14 protein-coding genes are annotated in these 18009 nt (G+C 72.1%); 10 read left to right on the top strand and 4 right to left on the bottom strand.

Annotation, left to right across the window (positions count from 1 at the left end):
- The first annotated feature begins 115 nt into the window (after nucleotides 1-115).
- The 8 genes from ileS (at nucleotide 116) to ABEG18_RS02655 (ending at nucleotide 11549) form a co-directional block, all read left to right on the top strand.
- Entirely contained in the window at nucleotides 116-3142 is a 3027-nt protein-coding gene (gene ileS, locus ABEG18_RS02620; protein ID WP_406856543.1) for an isoleucine--tRNA ligase, read from the top strand.
- 8 nt (nucleotides 3143-3150) lie between these two features.
- Nucleotides 3151-3675, top strand: a complete 525-nt coding sequence (lspA, locus tag ABEG18_RS02625; RefSeq protein WP_406856544.1) for a signal peptidase II — start codon at nucleotides 3151-3153, stop codon at nucleotides 3673-3675.
- Nucleotides 3676-3805: 130 nt separating this feature from the next.
- Nucleotides 3806-4459: a hypothetical protein gene (locus ABEG18_RS02630; RefSeq protein ID WP_406856545.1), complete on the top strand. Its 654-nt coding sequence runs from the start codon at nucleotides 3806-3808 to the stop codon at nucleotides 4457-4459.
- 160 nt (nucleotides 4460-4619) lie between these two features.
- Entirely contained in the window at nucleotides 4620-5945 is a 1326-nt protein-coding gene (locus tag ABEG18_RS02635) for a M16 family metallopeptidase (RefSeq protein ID WP_406856546.1), read from the top strand.
- A gap of 94 nt (nucleotides 5946-6039) precedes the next feature.
- Complete coding sequence (locus tag ABEG18_RS02640; RefSeq protein ID WP_406856547.1) at nucleotides 6040-7320, top strand: M16 family metallopeptidase; 1281 nt, start codon at nucleotides 6040-6042, stop codon at nucleotides 7318-7320.
- A 333-nt stretch (nucleotides 7321-7653) separates the two neighbouring features.
- Nucleotides 7654-9066 carry a hypothetical protein gene (locus tag ABEG18_RS02645; RefSeq protein WP_406856548.1) on the top strand — a complete coding sequence of 471 codons (1413 nt, stop codon included), beginning with the start codon at nucleotides 7654-7656 and terminating at the stop codon, nucleotides 9064-9066.
- Nucleotides 9063-10934, top strand: coding sequence for a DNA mismatch repair endonuclease MutL (mutL, locus tag ABEG18_RS02650; protein ID WP_406856549.1), 1872 nt, complete (start codon nucleotides 9063-9065; stop codon nucleotides 10932-10934). Before ABEG18_RS02645 ends, mutL begins: the two co-directional genes overlap by 4 nt.
- A 12-nt stretch (nucleotides 10935-10946) precedes the next feature.
- On the top strand, nucleotides 10947-11549 hold the full coding sequence (locus ABEG18_RS02655; protein ID WP_406856550.1) for a hypothetical protein: 603 nt from the start codon (nucleotides 10947-10949) through the stop codon (nucleotides 11547-11549).
- Here the strand turns inward: ABEG18_RS02655 and ABEG18_RS02660 are convergent.
- The 3 genes from ABEG18_RS02660 to purD form a co-directional block, all read right to left on the bottom strand.
- Complete coding sequence (locus ABEG18_RS02660) at nucleotides 11506-12669, bottom strand: benzoate/H(+) symporter BenE family transporter (protein ID WP_406856551.1); 1164 nt, start codon at nucleotides 12667-12669, stop codon at nucleotides 11506-11508. The two genes, ABEG18_RS02655 and ABEG18_RS02660, sit on opposite strands and share 44 nt — an antisense overlap.
- A gap of 27 nt (nucleotides 12670-12696) precedes the next feature.
- Complete coding sequence (locus ABEG18_RS02665; RefSeq protein ID WP_406856552.1) at nucleotides 12697-13602, bottom strand: alpha/beta fold hydrolase; 906 nt, start codon at nucleotides 13600-13602, stop codon at nucleotides 12697-12699.
- Nucleotides 13603-13688: 86 nt separating this feature from the next.
- Entirely contained in the window at nucleotides 13689-14954 is a 1266-nt protein-coding gene (purD, locus tag ABEG18_RS02670; RefSeq protein ID WP_406856553.1) for a phosphoribosylamine--glycine ligase, read from the bottom strand.
- A 152-nt stretch (nucleotides 14955-15106) separates the two neighbouring features.
- Here purD and xseA point away from each other — a divergent pair, with 152 nt between their 5' ends.
- Both xseA and ABEG18_RS02680 read left to right on the top strand, forming a co-directional pair.
- Nucleotides 15107-16672: an exodeoxyribonuclease VII large subunit gene (xseA, locus tag ABEG18_RS02675; protein WP_406856554.1), complete on the top strand. Its 1566-nt coding sequence runs from the start codon at nucleotides 15107-15109 to the stop codon at nucleotides 16670-16672.
- Nucleotides 16665-17564: a patatin-like phospholipase family protein gene (locus ABEG18_RS02680; protein ID WP_406856555.1), complete on the top strand. Its 900-nt coding sequence runs from the start codon at nucleotides 16665-16667 to the stop codon at nucleotides 17562-17564. Before xseA ends, ABEG18_RS02680 begins: the two co-directional genes overlap by 8 nt.
- Here ABEG18_RS02680 and ABEG18_RS02685 read toward each other — a convergent pair.
- Entirely contained in the window at nucleotides 17536-17997 is a 462-nt protein-coding gene (locus tag ABEG18_RS02685) for a nucleoside deaminase (protein WP_406856556.1), read from the bottom strand. The two genes, ABEG18_RS02680 and ABEG18_RS02685, sit on opposite strands and share 29 nt — an antisense overlap.
- Nucleotides 17998-18009: the final 12 nt, after the last annotated feature.

The raw sequence follows: 18009 nt of genomic DNA on the forward strand, positions 1-18009 counted from the left end.
GGGTGAGGCGAAGAGCTTCGCGAGGGTCCGGGTTTCCGGCGCGCCTGCGCCCCTTTCGCCCGATCTCATCCTCGCCCGCCGCCCGATGCGGCCGGCCCAATCCGGTTTCGCCCCGATGACCGACGCCGTTTCCACCTCCGACCCGTCCATGGCCGACGCTGACGCGGCCCCGGCCGGCCGCGACTATTCCAAGACGCTGTTCCTGCCGCAGACGGACTTCCCGATGCGGGCGGGCCTGCCCCAGATGGAGCCCCGGCTGCTGCGCCGCTGGGAGGAGAAGAACCTCTATCGCCGCTTGCGCGAAAGCTCCGCCGGCAAGCCGAAATTCGTGCTGCACGACGGCCCGCCCTACGCCAACGGCAACATCCATATCGGCCACGCGCTGAACAAGATCCTGAAAGACCTGGTCACCCGCTCGCAGCAGATGCTGGGCTACGACTCCAACTACGTGCCGGGCTGGGACTGCCACGGCCTGCCGATCGAATGGAAGATCGAGGAGGAGTACCGCAAGAAGGGCAAGAACAAGGACGAGGTCCCGGTCGTCGAGTTCCGGCAGGAGTGCCGCGCCTTCGCGGCGCACTGGCTCGACGTGCAGCGCGAGGAGTTCAAGCGCCTCGGCATCACGGGCGACTGGGAGCACCCCTACCAGACCATGGCCTTCCCGGCCGAGGCCCACATCGCGGCCGAACTGATGAAGTTCGCCGCCACCGGCCAGCTCTATCGCGGCTCCAAGCCGGTGATGTGGTCGGTGGTGGAGCGCACCGCGCTGGCGGAGGCGGAGGTCGAGTATCACGACCACCAGTCAACGACGATCTTCGTCAAGTTCAAGGTGGAGGATACCTCCGACGTGTCGCTCAGCGACGCCTCGGTCCTGATCTGGACGACGACGCCCTGGACGATCCCGGCCAACCGGGCGATCGTCTACTCCAAGACGGTCCCGTACGGCCTCTACAAGGTCACGGCGGCGCCGGAGGGCAACTGGGCCAAGGTCGGCGACCTCTACGTCATCGCCGACAAGCTCGCCGAGGCGGTCATGAAGGCCGCCAAGGTCGACGGCTACGATCGCGTCCGCGAGCTCGATCCGGCCTTCATCCAGACCTGCTCCCACCCCTTCGCGGGGCTGCCCGAGGCGAAGGGCTACTTCGACTTCAAGGTCCCGATGCTGCCGGCCGACTACGTCACCGACGACGCCGGCACCGGCTTCGTGCACACGGCCCCGGGCCACGGCGCGGACGACTACCTCACCTTTATCAGCAACCGGCAGGTCTTCGCCGAGGCCGGGACCGACGAGGTGCCGCACACGATCGGGCCTGACGGCGCCTATTACCCCGCCGTGCCGTTCTTCGCCGGCGCCCGGGTCATCGACGACAAGGGCAAGGACGGCGACGCCAACAAGCGCGTCATCGAGAAGCTGACGGAGGTCGGGGCCATCGTGGCGCGCGGCCGGCTGCAGCACAGCTATCCGCATTCCTGGCGCTCCAAGGCGCCGCTGATCTTCCGCAACACGCCGCAATGGTTCATCGCCATGGACAAGCCGGTCCATGCGCTCGGCGACCGCACCTTGCGCGAGACGGCGCTGACCGCCATCAGCCACACCCGCTGGGTGCCGGCGGCCGGCGAGAACCGCATCAACGGCATGATCGAGAACCGCCCGGACTGGGTGATCTCCCGCCAGCGCGCCTGGGGCGTGCCGATCACGGTCTTCATCCGCGAGGACGACAGCGGCGCGGTGGCCGAGCTCGCCCCCGGGCCCGGCTTCGCGGGCAGCGATGAGCTCGCCGACCGCATCCGCTCGGCCTTCGCCGAGCGCGGCGCCGACGCCTGGTTCTCGGGCGACCCGCGCCGCTTCCTCGAGGGCCTCGTCAGCGACCCGTCCGCCTGGACGCCGGTCTACGACGTGCTCGACGTGTGGTTCGATTCAGGCTCCACCCACGCCTTCACGCTGGAGGATCCCGAGCAGTTCCCCGGCCTCGCGGGCGTCCGGCGCGGCGTCGACGGCGGCCGTGACACGGTGATGTATCTGGAGGGGTCCGACCAGCATCGCGGCTGGTTCCATTCGTCGCTGCTGGAGAGCTGCGGCACCCGCGGCCGCGCGCCTTATGACGTGGTCCTGACCCACGGCTTCGTCCTCGACGAGAAGGGCGAGAAGATGTCGAAGTCGAAGGGCAACGTCACCGCCCCGCAGGACGTCATCAAGGAGGCCGGCGCCGACATCCTGCGCCTGTGGGTCGCGGCGGCCGACTATTCGGACGACCTGCGCATCGGCAAGGAGATCCTCAAGACCTTCGTGGAGACCTACCGCAAGCTGCGCAACACGGTGCGGTGGATGCTGGGCACGCTGGCGCATTTCGATCCCGGCGCCCCGTTCCCGGCGCAGGCGCCGGAGCTGGAGCGCCTGATCCTGCACCGCCTGGCCGAGCTGGACGAGGCCATCCGCGAGGCCTATGCGGAGTTCGACTACAAGAAGGTGATCGCGCTGCTCAGCGCCTTCATGACGAGCGACCTCTCGGCCTTCTATTTCGACGTCCGCAAGGACGCGCTCTATTGCGATCCGGCCTCCAGCCCCACCCGCATCGCCGCCCTGGCGGTGATCGACGCCGTGTTCCGGCGGGTGACGGCCTGGCTCGCCCCCATCCTGGTGTTCACCACCGAGGAGGCGTGGCTGGCGCGCCATCCGGACGCGAACGCCTCGATCCACCTGGAGACCTTCCCGTCCACGCCCGCCGCCTGGCGCGACGACGCGCTGGCCGAGAAATGGGCCAGGATCCGCCGCGTCCGCCGGGTCGTGACGGGAGCGCTGGAGATCGAGCGCGCCCAAAAGCGCATCGGCTCCTCGCTGGAGGCCGCGCCGGTGCTGCACGTCGCCGACGACGATCTGCGGTCCGTGCTGGCCGGGGTCGACCTCGCCGAGATCTGCATCACGTCGGGCCTCGAGCTCACCGACGGCGACGATCCCGAGAACGCCTTCCGGCTGGAGGACGTGCCCGGCGTCGCGGTGGTGTCGCGCCGGGCGCCGGGCCGCAAATGCGCCCGGTCCTGGAAGTTCTCCACCGAGGTCGGCGTCGATCCCGACTATCCGGACGTCACGCCCCGCGACGCCGCCGCGTTGCGGGAGTGGGACGCCGCCCATCCGTCCGGGTGAGCGGTCCCATGCGGCGCATCCCGGCGACGGGCGCGGCCATCGCGCTCGCCATCCTGCTGGCGGACCAGGCCTCCAAGGCCTGGATCCTGCACGTCTTTCGCCTGCCGGAGCGCCCGCCGGTGCGCATCGCGCCGCTGTTCGACCTCGTGATGGTCTGGAACCGCGGCGTCTCCTACGGGCTGTTCCAGCAGCACGAGGATTTCGGCCGCTTCGCGCTGGCCGGGCTCTCGGTGCTCGTGTCGATCGGCCTCGCGGTGTGGATGGCGCGGTCTCGCTCCTGGCTCATCGCCGTCTCGGCGGGCCTGCTGATCGGCGGCGCGCTGGGCAACGCCGTCGACCGGTTCCTCTACGGGGCGGTGGCCGACTTCGTGCTGCTCTACTGGATCCCGTTTTTCCCCTACGTGTTCAACCTCGCCGACTCGGCTATCGTTGCGGGAGTGGCGCTGCTTCTGTATGACTCCCTCGTCGTCGAAGGCCGGAAGCGGCCCGCCGAGCCGGGCGTCGCAGGGCCCGATCCGGGCGCGGGCATCTAGCTCCACGCCGCGTCGTGGGGACCGCGCCTTGAATTGGCCGCGAAAAACGGTCAAACGGCTCGCGCATTCGGGTTGCAGCCGATCTGGCGGGCGACGAAAAGGGGTCGCGTTCATGCTGTATGCTACGTCGATGAGATTGGCCCTGGGGGCCCTGGCGCTGGGCTCCGCCCTGTCCTTCGGGTCGCCCGCGATGGCGCAGAGCGAAACCCTCAACTCCCTGATGGGCTTCCTGGGCCTCAGCTCCGACGAGGAGAAGCCCGAGATCGAGTATCGCGAGCGCGCCCCGCTGGTGGTGCCGCCCCGCATGGAGCTGCGCACCCCGCAGCAGTCCGCCGCCGCCGCGAACCCGAACTGGCCGACCGACCCCGACGTCGTCAAGGCCAAGAAGAAGGCGACCGCGGCCCGCGTGCCGGTGCACCAGACCGAGACCTACCGCCTCAACGAGGGCAAGCCGCTCAGCGTCTACGAGATGCGGGCCGGCCGCATGGAGGGCGCCGGCCTCAACGCCGGCCCGGCCAACCCCTACAAGGACGACCAGCGCGCCGAATTCTGGGCCTCGCCCGAGAAGAAGCAGCAGCAGGGCCTCCTCGCGGGCAAGAAGTCCGACCAGCTCGTCGCCGGGTCCGAGCCCGAGCGCCAGTTCCTCACCGATCCGCCCAGCGGCTACCGGGCGCCGTCCGCCCGCGGCAGCCTGGCGATGCCGAAGGCCGCCGCGCAGCCCAAGCTGAGCGACAACCAGGAAGCGAGCCCCTACGAGATCTACCGCAAGCCGCAGGCGGAGTGAGCCTGCCGCAGGCCGCGCCCCGGGGCGCCGCCGCCGCAATCGCCGATCGAAAGCGGGGCTCTGTCGGACGGCAGGGCCCCGACCTATATCAGTCTCGATCTTTTGGGCCGACGCCCGCCCCCGAGGCGGGTCCGCGCGTGACCCCTCCCCGAGGTAACCGATGACCGTCGCGACGATCCCGACCGCTCAAGCCTCCCAAAGCCCGCAAGTCTCCCAAGGCCCGCAAGTCTCCCACTTCCGCCTTGAGAACGGCCTGGAGGTCGTCGCGATCCCGGACCACCGCACGCCGGTGGTCACCCACATGATCTGGTATCGCAACGGCTCGGCCGACGATCCGATCGGAAAGTCAGGCATCGCGCATTTCCTCGAGCACCTGATGTTCAAGGGTACGCACAACCACCCGCAGGGCGAGTTCTCCAACATCGTGGCCGAACTCGGGGGCCAGGAGAACGCCTTCACGTCGCTCGACTACACGGCCTATTACCAGCGCGTCGCCAAGGAGCATCTCCGCGCCATGATGGAGCTGGAGGCGGACCGGATGACCAATCTGGTCCTCTCCGACGATATCGTCGATCCCGAGCGCGACGTGGTGCTGGAGGAGCGGCGCATGCGGGTGGAGACCGACCCGGGCGCGCAGCTCGGCGAGTCGGTGGCCTCCGCGCTCTTCACCCACCATCCCTACGGCATTCCGATCATCGGCTGGATGCACGAGATCGAGACGCTGGGCCGGGAGGACGCGCTGGCCTTCTACAAGCGCTTTTACACGCCCGAAAACGCCATCCTGGTGGTCGCCGGCGACGTCGCCCCCGAGGAGGTGAGGGCGCTGGCCGAGGCCACCTACGGCAAGATCCCCGCCATGGGCGAGGCCCCGGTGCGCCACCGCCCGCAGGAGCCCGAGACCCGCGCGTCCCGCCGGGTGAGCCTGGCCGATCCCAAGGTGGAGCAGCCCTCCCTGCAGCTCGCCTATCTGGCGCCCTCCTACACCACCGCCGCGCCCGGCGAGGCGGAGGCCCTGGACGTGCTGATCCAGATCCTGGGCGCGCAGTCCACCGGCCGCCTGCACCGGCGCCTCGTGATGGACAAGCGCGTCGCCGTGATGGCGGGCGGCTGGTACCAGAGCACCGCCGTGGACCGCTCGCGCGTGCTGCTCTACGCCGTGCCGCGCCCGGGCGTGAGCCTGGAGTCGCTGGAGAAGGACATCGGCGCCGTGGTGGCCGAGATCGTCGAGAAGGGCGTCGACGCCGCCGAACTGGCCCGCGCCAAGACGCGCCTGATCGCCGACACCGTCTATGCGCAGGACAGCCAGACCTCGCTGGCCCGCATCTACGGCTCGGCGCTCGCCACGGGCAGCACCGTGGGCTCCGTCGCGAGCTGGCCCGACGACATCGAGGCGGTCTCCGCCGAGGCCGTCCGCGACGCCGCCCGCCGCTGGCTCGACCCGCGCCGCACGGTCTCCGGCTACCTGATCAAGGACGAGGCTGCGTGACGCGCGCCCCCGGACCGCGGGCCTTCCGGCCCGCCTGCCCGGGGCCCTCCGCCCGCGCTTCCCGCACGCCCGACGAAACCAAGAAGAGCCCGCCATGAACGCACCCGTGAGCCCCGAGAAGACCAGCCACGCCTCGCGCATCCAGCGCGTGGTCTCGCCGGGCGGCGTCGAGGCCTGGCTGGTGGAGGACTACACGGTGCCGCTGCTGGCGCTGGAGTTCGCCGTGCGCGGCGGCTCCTCGCAGGACCCCGCCGGCAAGCCCGGCGTGGCCTATTTCCTCTCCGGCATGCTGGACGAGGGCGCGGGTCCCTATGAATCCGGCGCCTTCCACGAGCGGCTCGACGAGTTCGCCATCGAGCTGCGCTTCCACGCCGACCGCGACGGCTTCTCCGGCCACCTGCGCACCCTCGTGCGCCACCGCGACGAAGCCTTCGAGATGATGCGCCTCACCCTCGCCGAGCCCCGCTTCGACGAGGAGCCGCTGGAGCGCGTGCGCGCCCAGATCGAGGCCGGCATCCGCCACGAGATCAACGATCCCGACAGCCTCGTCAGCCGCGCCTTCTTCGAGGAGGCCTTCCCGGGCCACCCCTATGGCCGGCCCACCCAGGGCACGCTGGAGAGCCTGCCGCTGATCGGCCGCGACGACCTCTCCGACTACCGCCGGCGCGTCCTCGCGCGCGACAACCTGAAGATCGGCGTCGTCGGCGCCATCGACGCCGCCGCTCTGTCGGACGCGCTGGACCGCATCTTCGGCGGCCTGCCGGCCCGGGGCGAGCTCGCGCCCGTGCCGGACGCCGCGCCCGCCGGCGTGGGCCGGCGCAACGTCATCGACCTCGACATCCCGCAATCCTCCGTGCGCTTCGGCCGCGCCGGCGTGGCCCGCACCGATCCCGACTGGATCCCGGCGCTGGTGGTCAACCACGTGCTCGGCGGCGGCGTGTTCTCAGCCCGGCTCTTCCGCGAGGTGCGCGAAAAGCGCGGGCTCGCCTATTCGGTCTATTCCCACCTCGCCCCCATGTCGCATGCGGCGCTGTTCATGGGCGGCACCTCCACCAAGAACGAGCGCACGGCCGAATCCATCGCCCTCATCGAGAGCGAGATCCGGGCCATGGCCGAGTCCGGCCCCACCGAGGACGAGCTCGACAAGGCCAAGAAATACCTCGTCGGCTCCTACGCGCTGAACTTCGACACCTCCACCAAGATCGCCAGCCAGCTCGTCCGCATCCAGATCGACGACCTCGGCATCGACTACATGGACCGCCGCAACGGCCTCGTCTCGGCCGTCACGCTGGCCGACACGGCGCGCGTAGCCAAGCGCCTCCTCGGCGAAGGGCAGCTGCTGGTCACCGTGGTGGGCCGCCCGGCGGGATTGTGAGAGGAGGGGGGCTTCAACCCTGCCGAAGTTGCTCGGCCCAGCGCTGGGAGGCATAATCCCCGAATGACGGTCGCTCGGCAGACGACGAGCCCCAAGACGAGGAAGCGCCGCGGCCCAGCGCTCGGGTTCAGCGCTGCGACGGCGCGATATGTCCTGAAGCCCGCCTCGAAAGAGGCCCGTATTTCGGTGGCGGACGTTCGAGCCGCCGCGAAGGCGATCAGCGAAGCTTCGTAGGCCGAGCGCAAGGCGCGGCTTCCCTCACCCCCGCCCTTCCCACCCACTCCCCATCCCCCTATCCTCGCGCCGTCGCCACCGGGACGGGAATCACGCAGCATGGCTTTCGAGCACGCGACCGCGTCGGCGCTGCGGTCTTCGATCGGCGAGGGCGGCGTCGCCGACGAGGCCTATGAGGCCGCCCTGGCCGATGTCGGCGCGGCGCTCGGGCGCTTCCGGGAGGCGGTGAGCCAGGCCGCCCGCGTCCCGGCGCCGGGCCAGGGCCGCGCGCCGCGCCCGGCGCTGCTGCGCCTCGCCGCCGACGCGCTGCAGGCCGCCGCCTCGCGCCCCGCCGCGCCCGCCCGCTCGCTCTTCGCCAAGCCGGCCGGCCGCGCCGCCGCTCCCGAACCCACCTCCGCCGACCTGCCGCCCGGCGTGGCGGAGGCGGCCCGGCGCCTCGCCGAAGAGGGCGTCACCGACGTCGTCGTGCTGTCCGGCGGCTCCACGCTGGGCGCGCAGGTCACGGCGCAGCTGAAGGACTACGGCGTGCCGGCGCTGGGCGTGCTCGCCCCGCCGCCCCGGGCGCATTTCCTCGACGGGCTTGATCCGCGCACCGTGGGCGCGGTGCTGCGCCGCCTGCCCCTGACGGCGACGCGCTTCCTGGCCGTCTCCGGCGAGGGGGGCGAGGGCGGCGCCGTGATGCAGGCCATCGCGGCCCTGGAGGCGCTGAAGCGCGCCGGCCTCGGCGCGGCTATCCCGCAAACGGTGGTGGCGGTGGTGGAGCCCGCCGGCGCGGGCGGCCTCGGCGGCCTGCGCAGCCTGGTGCAGGCCCATGGCGGCGTCGTGCTGGAGCATGACCAGGATCCGCCCGAGGCGTCGTCGCCGCTGGGCGCGGCCGGCTTCGCGGCGCTGTCGCCCACCGGGCTCCTGCCGGCCGCCGCGTTGGGGCTCGACGTCTCGGCCCTGCGCCGCGGCGCCTTCGAGGCGCTGCGCTCCGGCCTCGACGCGGCCGCCTCGCCGCGGGACTGCGCGCCCGCCGCCGGCGCGGCCCTCAACCTCGCCGCCATGCGGACCGGCCGCAGCGTCGCCGTGATGGCGCCCCACGCCGACCGGCTGGCGCTGTTCTCCCGCTGGTGGGCGCAGCTGTGGACCGACGCGCTCGGTCCCGGCGGGGCCGCGAGCCTGCCTCTGGCCGCGCCCGGCCCGGCCGACGCCCGGGCCCAGCTGTTCTACGCCGCCGGCCCGGCCGACAAGCTCTTCACGGTGGTCACGGTCGAGCCCGGCTCCGACGACCCGCCGCTCCCGGGGGGAGGGCCGGGAACGGACCCGGCCGCGGACCTGCTCGCCGCCTTGGCCCATGCCGGCCGGCCCGCCCGCCGCATCCGCCTGCCGCGCCTCGACGAGGCCGCCCTGGGGGCTCTGATGGCCCACATGATGCTGGAGACCGCGCTCGTCGCCGACGCTCTGGGCCTGCGCCCCTTCGAGGGGCCGAGCGCCCCCGAGCCCGCCGCACCGGAGCCCGCCGCCTCATGAGCGTGCGCCGCCTGGATCCCGTCCTGGTCGACCGCATCGCCGCCGGCGAGGTGGTGGAGCGCCCGGCCTCGGCCGTGAAGGAGCTCGTCGAGAACGCGCTCGACGCGGGCGCGAGCCGCATCGAGGTCGTCATCGAGGGCGGCGGGCGGCGGCTCATCCGGGTGGTGGACGACGGCGCCGGCATGAGCCCGCAGGACCTCGACCTCGCGGTGGAGCGCCACGCCACCTCCAAGCTGCCCGATGGCGACCTCTTCGCCATCGACACGCTGGGCTTTCGCGGCGAGGCGCTGCCTTCCATCGGGGCGGTGTCGCGCCTCACCATCGCCACCCGGCAGGCCGGCGCGGCGCACGGCTCCTCCATCCTGGTCGACGCCGGTCTGAAGCATCCGGTGCGGCCGGCGGCCCTCGACCGCGGCACGCGGGTGGAGATCGCCGACCTGTTCTTCGCCACGCCGGCGCGGCTGAAATTCCTGAAGACCGACCGCGCCGAGGCGCAAGCCGTCGCCGACATGCTGAAGCGCCTCGCCATGGCGCATCCGGGCGTGCGCTTCGAACTGGGCGGGGAGGGCGCGCCGGCGCTGGACTACCCCGCCGCCTCCGGCGATCCGCAAGCCGCCATGCTGGCGCGCCTCGGCCAGGCGCTGGGGCGCGATTTCGTCGACAACGCCCTGCCGCTGGACGCCATGCGGGAGGAGGCCGGCCTCGTCGGCCTCGCCGGCCTGCCCACCTTCCACCGGCCCACGGCGGCGTGGATCCACCTCTTCGTCAATGGCCGCCCGGTGCGCGACAAGCTGCTGCTCGGCGCCGTGAAGGGCGCCTATGCGGATGTCGTGCCCAGCGGCCGCCACCCGGCGCTGGCGCTCTTCGTCAGCTGCCCGCCGCGCCTCGTCGACGTCAACGTGCATCCGGGCAAGAGCGAGGTGCGCTTCCGCGATCCGGGCCTCATCCGCGGCCTCGTCGTCGGGGCGCTCAAGCAGGCGCTGGCCGGCGCCGGCCACCGGGCCTCCAACACCGTCGGCGCCGCGACGCTCGACGCCCTGCGGGCCCATGCCGGCGCGCCGGCGGCGCGCTCCTGGTTCGCCGCGCCCCCGGCCCGCAACGCGCAGTGGGACTGGCGCGCCAGCTCGGCCGCGCCCGCCGCGCCGCCGGGGCCGCCGCTCCACCGCCAGCCCGGCTTCGCCGCGCCGCCCCAATCGGCCTTCGCGGCCCAAGCCGCCTTCGTCACCCTCGCCGAACCCGCCGCCGACCTGCGCGCCGCCGAGGCCGCGCCGGCGCCGGACCTGCTGGCCCGCCCCCTCGGGGCCGCCAGGGCCCAGCTGCACGATGCCTACATCGTCGCCCAGACGCAGGACGGCGTCGTCATCGTCGACCAGCACGCCGCCCATGAGCGGCTCGTCTATGAGCGCCTGAAGCGCGAGCGGGCCGAGGGCGGCGTGGCGCGCCAGCTCCTGCTCATCCCGGCCGTGGTCGACCTCGACCCCGTCGCGGTGGACCGGCTCTGCGAGAAGGCCGGCGTGCTCGCCGCGCTGGGCCTCGCCGTCGAGGCCTTCGGCCCCGGCGCGGTGGCGGTCAGCGAAGTCCCCGCCGCCCTCGCCGGCGCCGATGTCGGCGCGCTGGTGCGCGACCTCGCCGATTCGATGGAGGACTGGGGCGGCGCGCTCGCCCTGGAGGACCGGCTCGACCACGTGCTGGCGACCTTCGCCTGCCATCACTCGGTGCGCGCCGGCCGCCGCCTCAAGCCCGAGGAGATGAACGCCCTGCTGCGCGAGATGGAGGCCACGCCCCTCTCCGGCCAGTGCAACCACGGCCGCCCCACCTATGTCGAGCTCAAGCTGGCCGACGTGGAGCGGTTGTTCGGGCGGCGGTGAGAGGGAGCGGAAATGCACGTTGACTATGAAGAACTATACGATTGGCAGGCCATCGATGTTTTCAAAAAAATTGTAAGCAAGAGATGGAACGAAGTAAAAAATTCTGAGAGTCGACAAAGGAGATATAATGGCCTGAGAGAGGGGTGGGTCTTTTCGGCCGTCGCTGACCACTTGGGAGCGCAAGAAGCACGACTTTGCAGCGAGGACCCACCAGATGTCGAGGTAAAGCTCCTAGAGGGTGAATATAGGATAGAGGTTACAGAGGCACTGCCGATGGGCCGCCGCCCGGGTCACGAGGCAAGATATGGGCTTGTGAGTGGACCTGCACCGATCGAGAAATGGGTTGATGAAGAGAACCAGCTTTTGCCAGCCTTGGTGGAAGCTTTCAAGCGGAAGGAACTAAAATCCTATTCTCACGTAGACATCATAGTAGTCTATGCAAATTTGGCTAACTATCCACGTGATGCGTCACCGTCGGTCAAGGTAGCAATTCAAAATATAGTAGACGATCCTGCTCGAAAACACATGCGAGTTGTGCTCTGGCGTAACTTTATATTTTGTACTGCTGGGCTCACGACCGCCCCCGCCACGCCCGCGCCAGGCCGTCAAGCGTGACGGCGGCCAGGCCCGCCGCGAGGCCCCAGAAGGCGGAGCCGACGCCGAAGGCCGCATAGCCTGAGGCCGTCACAGCCAACGTCAGGACGGCGGCGAAGCGGTCCTTTTCGTCGGAGAGAGCGCCGGAGAGCGCGCCGGTGAGCGGACCCAGGAGGGCGAGGCCGGCGACGGTCTTGACGAGGTCGCCGGGCAGCGCCGCGAAGATCGCCACCAGCGAAGCCCCGAACGCGGCGAAGACCAGGTAGGTCAGCCCGTAGAACGGCCCCGTCATCCAGCGCTTGTCCGGGTCGGGATGCGCGTCCGGGCCGGTGCAGAGCGCGGCCGTGATGGCCGCCAGATTGCTCGTGTGGGCGCCGAGGAACGCGGTCAGCACCGAGGCGAGGCCAGTGACGCCCAGGATGGAGCGCGCCGGTGCGGCGTAGCCCGCCGCCTTCAGCACCGCGAAGCCGGGCAGGTTCTGCGACGCCGTGGTGACCAGATAGAGCGGCAGCCCGATGCCGATCAGCACGCTGGGCTCGAAGGCCGGGGCGATGGGCGTCACGGTCGTGAGCCCGAGGCGGTCGGGCATCGGCCCCGTGATCCCGAGCGCGAAGGACAGCGCCGCGCCGGCGCCGAGCACGGCCAGCACCGCCCAGGACGGGCTGAGCAGGCGCGCGGCCAGGAACAGGCCCACCAGCGGCCAGACCAGGGCCGGCGCATGCTGGGCGCTTTCGAACGTCGCCAGCACGAAGCGGATCAGCACGCCGGCCAGCATCGCGGCCGCCACCGGCGTCGGGATGCGGCCGATCAGGGCGCCCAGCGGCCGGAAGGCCGCCGTCAGCAGAATGAGTGCGCCCGCGGCCAGGAAGGCCCCCACGGCGGCCGGCATGCCGATCGGCGCGGCCGTGGCGGCCAGCAGGGCGGCGCCGGGGGTCGACCAGGCGGTGATGATCGGGATGCGGTGGCGCAGGCTCAGGATCGTGCTCGTCGCCGCCATGGCGAGGCACAGGCCCGTGACCCAGGAGGAGGTCTGGGCGGCGTCCGCCCCCACCGCCTTGGCGGCCGAGACCACGATGGCCAGCGTGCCCCCGAACCCGACCAGGGCGGCGACCACGGCCGAGACGACGACGGAGAGGCGCATGCGGGATCCCGAAAGGCGGACGGCGGCTCAGCCGGCCAGGAAGGGCATGAGGGCGTCGAGGGTCGCCCGCGGGTTCTCCTCCGCGACGAAGTGGCCGCTGTCGATCCCCTGTCCGACCGCGCCCGGCGCGAAGGTCCCCCGCCAGGCGTCGAGCGGGCTCGCCCCGGCGGCCGGGATGCCTGCCGAGCCCCACACCGCCGCGACCGGGCAGGCGATGACCTTGCCGGCGTCGCGGTCCTGCCGGTCCTGGGCGAGGTCGGTGGTCGCCCCGGCCCGGTAGTCCTCGCAGCAGGCGTGGATGCGGTCCGGATTGTTGAAGAAGGCGCGGTAATGGGCGAGCGCCCGCGGATCGAACGGGTCCAGCGACTTCGCCTTCGTCCAGCTCGCCAGCGTATGGTCGAGCCACGCGACCGGATCGGCGCCGATCGCGCGCTCGGGAACCGGCTCGGGCTGGGCCAGAAAGGTCCAGTGATAGACCTGCATGGCGCTCTTGGCGTCCATCCGATCCCACATCAGCAAGGTGGGGATGATGTCGAGCAGCGCCAGCCGCTCCACCCGGCCGGGATGGTCAAGGGCCAGCCGGTAGCCCACCCGGGCTCCCCGGTCGTGCCCGATCAGGGCGAAGCGCACATGGCCCAGCGCCTCCATGACGGCGACGACGTCGCCCGCCATGGCGCGCTTGGAATAGACCTCGACGCCGCCGTCGCCGCGTGGGGCCGTGGACCAGCCATAGCCCCGCAGGTCCATGGCGACGACGGTGAAATAGGGGGCGAGCTCCGGCGCGATCCGGTGCCACATCACATGCGTTTGCGGAAAGCCGTGCACCAGCGCCAGCGCCGGCCCGCGGCCGCCCACCCGGGCGAAGATCTTGCCGGCCTGCGTGTCGATCCACTTGCTGGCGAAGCCGGGGAACAGGTCGGCGAGATCGGACATGGCGGGCCTCATGGGTCGTGGTCCGCGAGCCTTCCGGCTCGCCTGGGGTGGACAGGATGCGAGCCCGCGGGCTCGCGGTCTAGGCGCTAGACGGCCCGCCAGCCGATGTCCGTGCGGTTGAAGCCGCCCGGCCAGTCGATCCTGGCGACGCCCTCATAAGCGCGCTTGCGGGCCTCCGCGATGCTGTCGCCCAGCGCCGTGACGGCCAGCACGCGGCCGCCGGCGGCCACGAGGCTCCCGTCCGGCGCCTGCCGCGTCCCGGCGTGGAAGACCTGCACGCCGTCCAGCGCCTCGGCGTCCTCGACGCCCCGGATGGGGGTGCCGGTCTCCGGCTTCGCCGGATAGCCCCGGGCCGCCATCACCACCGTAAGGGCCGCCTGCGGGCTCCAGCCGAGAGCGAGCCGGGAGACGCCGCCCTCCACGGTGGCCAGCAGCGCCTCGACGAGGTCGCCCTGCAGGCGCGGCATCAGCGCCTCGCATTCGGGATCGCCGAAGCGGCAATTGTACTCGATTAGCCTGGGGCCGTCGGCGGTGATCATCAGCCCGGCGAAGAGCACGCCCCGGAAGGGCGCGCCGCGGCGCTTCATGGCCGCCACCGTGGGCTCGATGATCTCGGCCATGACCCGCGCCGCGACGGCGTCGGTCACCACGGGCGCCGGCGAATAGGCGCCCATGCCGCCGGTGTTCGGGCCTGTGTCGCCGTCGCCGACGCGCTTGTGGTCCTGCGCGGAAGCCAGCGGCAGGGCGGCGTCGCCGTCCACGAGGGCGAAGAACGAGGCCTCCTCGCCCACCATGCATTCCTCGATCACGACCTCCTCGCCGGCCGCCCCGAGGCCGCCGGAGAACATCATGTCGATGGCCGCCTCCGCCTCTTCCACGGTGGCGGCGACGACGACGCCCTTGCCGGCCGCAAGGCCGTCCGCCTTGACCACGATGGGCGCGCCCTGGGCGCGGACATGGGCCTTCGCCGGCCCGGGCTGCGTGAACCGCGCGAAATCCGCCGTCGGCACGCCCGCCTCGCGGCAGAGCTCCTTGGTGTAGGCCTTGGACCCCTCCAGCTGCGCGGCGACGCGCGACGGGCCGAAGGCCTTGATCCCGGCGGCCGCCAGGTCGTCCACGATCCCAGCCACAAGAGGCGCCTCGGGTCCCACCACCACGAAGCCGACGCCCATCAGGCGGCAGAAATCCACCACGGCCTGGTGGTCGGCCACGTTCAGCTGGACGTTCGTCCCGCACTGGGCCGTGCCGGGATTGCCGGGAGCGATGAACAGCGTCTCGCAGCGCGGGCTCTGCGACAGCTTCCATGCGAGCGCATGTTCGCGGCCGCCAGAGCCGATGAGCAGGATCTTCATGAGGCCTCCGCGGCGCTGAACGTGGCGATGCTTTAGACCATGCCGAGGCCCGGGGGAAAGAGGGCAGCCTCATCCCTCCCCGGACCGGAGAGGGACGGGAGGCGGGGCGCCTGCCCTACCGCCGGGGCGATTCGCCCTTTATGCTGCGGGGCATGTCCCAAGAACCCGTTTCAAACGTCCCCGAGTGGTCGGTCAGCGAGCTCTCCGGCGCCCTGCGGCGCACGCTGGAGGACGCCTACGGGCATGTGCGGGTCCGGGCCGAGCTCGGCAAGGTCACGGTCCATGGCAGCGGCCATGTCTATCTCGACCTGAAGGACGACAAGAGCTGCCTGGCCGGCGTCATCTGGCGGGGCGCTGCGTCCAAGATCCGGTTCCGGCCCGAGATGGGCATGGAGGTGATCGCCACCGGCAAGATCACCACCTTCCCGGGGCAGTCAAAATACCAGCTCATCATCGACACGCTGGAGCCGGCCGGCGTCGGCGCGCTGCTGGCCCAGATCGAGGAGCGCAAGCGCCGGCTCGCCGCCGAGGGGCTGTTCGACGACGCCCGCAAGCAGTTGCTCCCCTACCTGCCGGCGGTGATCGGCGTCGTCACCTCGCCCACGGGCGCGGTGATCCGCGACATCCTCCACCGGCTGGCGGACCGCTTCCCCCGCCACGTGATCGTCTGGCCCGTGCGGGTGCAGGGCGACACCTGCGCGGCCGAGGTCACGGCCGCCATCCGCGGCTTCAACGCCCTGCCAGAGGAGGGCCCGATCCCGCGGCCGGACCTGCTGATCGTGGCGCGCGGCGGCGGCTCGATCGAGGACCTCTGGGGCTTCAACGACGAAGCGGTGGTGCGCGCCGCCGCCGACAGCCACATCCCGCTGATCTCGGCCGTCGGCCACGAGACCGACTGGACCCTCATCGACTACGCGGCCGACAGGCGCGCCCCGACGCCCACCGGCGCGGCCGAGATGGCGGTTCCGGTGCGCTCGGACCTGCTGCTCGCGGCCGCCGATCTCGGCCGGCGCGTGCTGGCCGCGCTGCATCGGCATCTCGACCGCCGCAAGGCCGACCTGCGCTCGGCCGCGCGGGCCCTGCCCGGGCCGGAGGACCTCCTGGCCCTGCCGCGCCAACGGCTGGACCTGTCGGGCGGCAAGCTCGTCCACGCTTTGGCGGCGAACTCGCGCAAGCACGACGCCCGCCTCGCCGAAACGGCGCGCCGGCTGGCGCGGCTCTCGCCCCAGGCGAGGCTCGCCGGCATGCGGGCCAAGCTCGACGGCCTCGGCCTGCGGCTGGCGGCGGCGCAGGGCGCCAATCTGCGGGCCGAGCGGCAGCGCATCCTGCACCAGCGCGAGCGGCTGGCCGCGCTGGCCCGCCGCGGCGACAACGCCGCCGCGAGCCTCGTCGCAAGACGCCGCGAGCGGCTGGAGCGGATCGGCGAGCGTCCCCGCCGCGCCATGGCGGCCGCGCTGGATGGCGGCCGGCAGGCGCTCGAGCGCCGCGCGCAGCTGCTCGTCAGCTACGACTACAAGCAGGTGCTGCGGCGCGGCTACGCCCTGGTGCACGGTCCCGACGGCCACCTGGTCCGCGAGGCCGCTCAGGTCGCCGGCGGCATGGCGCTGGAAATCCAGTTCGCCGATGGAAGCGTCAAGGCGGTGGCGGGCGACGCCGGCCGCGCCCGGCCCAGGGCGAAGCCCGCGCCGGTCCAGCAAGGCAGCCTGTTCGGTGGCTGAGCCCATGGCCAAGCTGGGCGACCGCGAGCCCCGGGTCGCCGTCGCGCTCGGCGGAGGCGGCGCGCGCGGGCTCGCCCACATCGCCGCCCTGGAGGCGCTCGACGAGCTGGGCGTCCGGCCCGTCGCCATCGCGGGCACGTCCATGGGGGCCATCGTGGGCGCGGCCTATGCGGCCGGGGCCTCCGGCAAGGAGTTGCGGGCCTACGCGCTCTCGCGCCTTCGGGACCGGGCGCAGGTGATGGCGCGCGTGCTGCAGGCGAGGGTGGGCCGCATCGCCGACCTGTTCTCGCGCGGCGTCGGCAACCCGGTGCTGATCGACGGGGAGAAGCTGCTGGACCTGTTCTGGCCCGAGATCGTCCCGGACGACATCGAGGACCTGCCCATCCCGTTCCAGGCGGTCGCGACCGATTATTTCGCCCGCTGCGAGCATCGTTTCGACGCCGGTCCGCTGGTCACGGCGGTGGCGGCCTCGATGGCGATCCCCGGCCTGGTGCGGCCCGTGCTGGCCGGCGGGCGCGTCTATGTGGACGGCGGCGCGGTCAACCCGCTGCCCTTCGAGCGCCTGGGCGACGACGGGGCCATCGTGGTGGCTGTCGACGTCACGGGCGGCCCCACCACCGCGGTGCGCGTCGCGCCGGAGCCCTTCGAGGCGATGCTCGGGGCGTCGCAGATCATGCAGGGCGCGATCGTAGCCGAAAAGCTGAAGGCGCGGGCGCCGGACGTGCTGGTGCGCCCGGCCGTGGACGCGTTCCGGGGCCTCGATTTCTTCAAGACGAAGGCGATCCTGCTGGCGGCCGAGCCCGCCAAGGAGCAGCTGAAGCGCGATCTCGCCGCCCGGTTGGAGAGGCCCGCGCCCGCCGCGGTCAGCGGCGCTCGGCGAAGAAGCTCCTGAGCAGGTCGGCGGACTCGGTCTCGCGCAGCCCGCCATAGACCTCCGGGGCGTGGTGGCAGGTCGGCGCGCCGAAGAGGCGCACGCCATGCTCCACCGCGCCGCCCTTCGGGTCGCCAGCCGCGAAGTAAAGCCGCCGGATGCGCGCGAAGGAGATGGCGCCGGCGCACATCGGGCAGGGCTCCAGCGTGACGTAGAGGTCGCAGCCGACCAGCCGCTCGGAGCCGAGCACTGCGCTGGCCGCCCGGATGGCCAGCATCTCGGCGTGGGCGGTGGGATCGCGGTCCTGCAGGGTGCGGTTGCCGGCCGCGGCCAGGACGATCCCCTCGCGCGCCACGGCGGCGCCCACAGGCACCTCGCCCCGGGCGGCGGCGGCGCGCGCCTCCCTGAAGGCCGCCTCCATGGGATCGGTCCGTTCGCCGGCCGGCCCTGTCATCGCTGCTCCACG

The organism is Alsobacter sp. KACC 23698 (assembly GCF_045348435.1).
In the GTDB taxonomy this organism is placed as follows: Bacteria; Pseudomonadota; Alphaproteobacteria; order Rhizobiales; family Beijerinckiaceae; genus Alsobacter.

Excerpts from the sequence above, each read along its gene's own strand:
- ABEG18_RS02665 (WP_406856552.1), bottom strand. The coding sequence starts at position 13,602 with ATGTCCGATCTCGCCGACCTGTTCCCCGGCTTCGCCAGCAAGTGGATC.
- ABEG18_RS02630 (WP_406856545.1), top strand. The coding sequence starts at position 3,806 with ATGAGATTGGCCCTGGGGGCCCTGGCGCTGGGCTCCGCCCTGTCCTTC.
- ABEG18_RS02685 (WP_406856556.1), bottom strand. The coding sequence starts at position 17,997 with ATGACAGGGCCGGCCGGCGAACGGACCGATCCCATGGAGGCGGCCTTC.
- ABEG18_RS02635 (WP_406856546.1), top strand. The coding sequence starts at position 4,620 with ATGACCGTCGCGACGATCCCGACCGCTCAAGCCTCCCAAAGCCCGCAA.
- ABEG18_RS02655 (WP_406856550.1), top strand. The coding sequence starts at position 10,947 with ATGCACGTTGACTATGAAGAACTATACGATTGGCAGGCCATCGATGTT.
- lspA (WP_406856544.1), top strand. The coding sequence starts at position 3,151 with ATGCGGCGCATCCCGGCGACGGGCGCGGCCATCGCGCTCGCCATCCTG.
- xseA (WP_406856554.1), top strand. The coding sequence starts at position 15,107 with ATGTCCCAAGAACCCGTTTCAAACGTCCCCGAGTGGTCGGTCAGCGAG.
- purD (WP_406856553.1), bottom strand. The coding sequence starts at position 14,954 with ATGAAGATCCTGCTCATCGGCTCTGGCGGCCGCGAACATGCGCTCGCA.
- ABEG18_RS02645 (WP_406856548.1), top strand. The coding sequence starts at position 7,654 with ATGGCTTTCGAGCACGCGACCGCGTCGGCGCTGCGGTCTTCGATCGGC.
- mutL (WP_406856549.1), top strand. The coding sequence starts at position 9,063 with ATGAGCGTGCGCCGCCTGGATCCCGTCCTGGTCGACCGCATCGCCGCC.
- ileS (WP_406856543.1), top strand. The coding sequence starts at position 116 with ATGACCGACGCCGTTTCCACCTCCGACCCGTCCATGGCCGACGCTGAC.
- ABEG18_RS02660 (WP_406856551.1), bottom strand. The coding sequence starts at position 12,669 with ATGCGCCTCTCCGTCGTCGTCTCGGCCGTGGTCGCCGCCCTGGTCGGG.
- ABEG18_RS02640 (WP_406856547.1), top strand. The coding sequence starts at position 6,040 with ATGAACGCACCCGTGAGCCCCGAGAAGACCAGCCACGCCTCGCGCATC.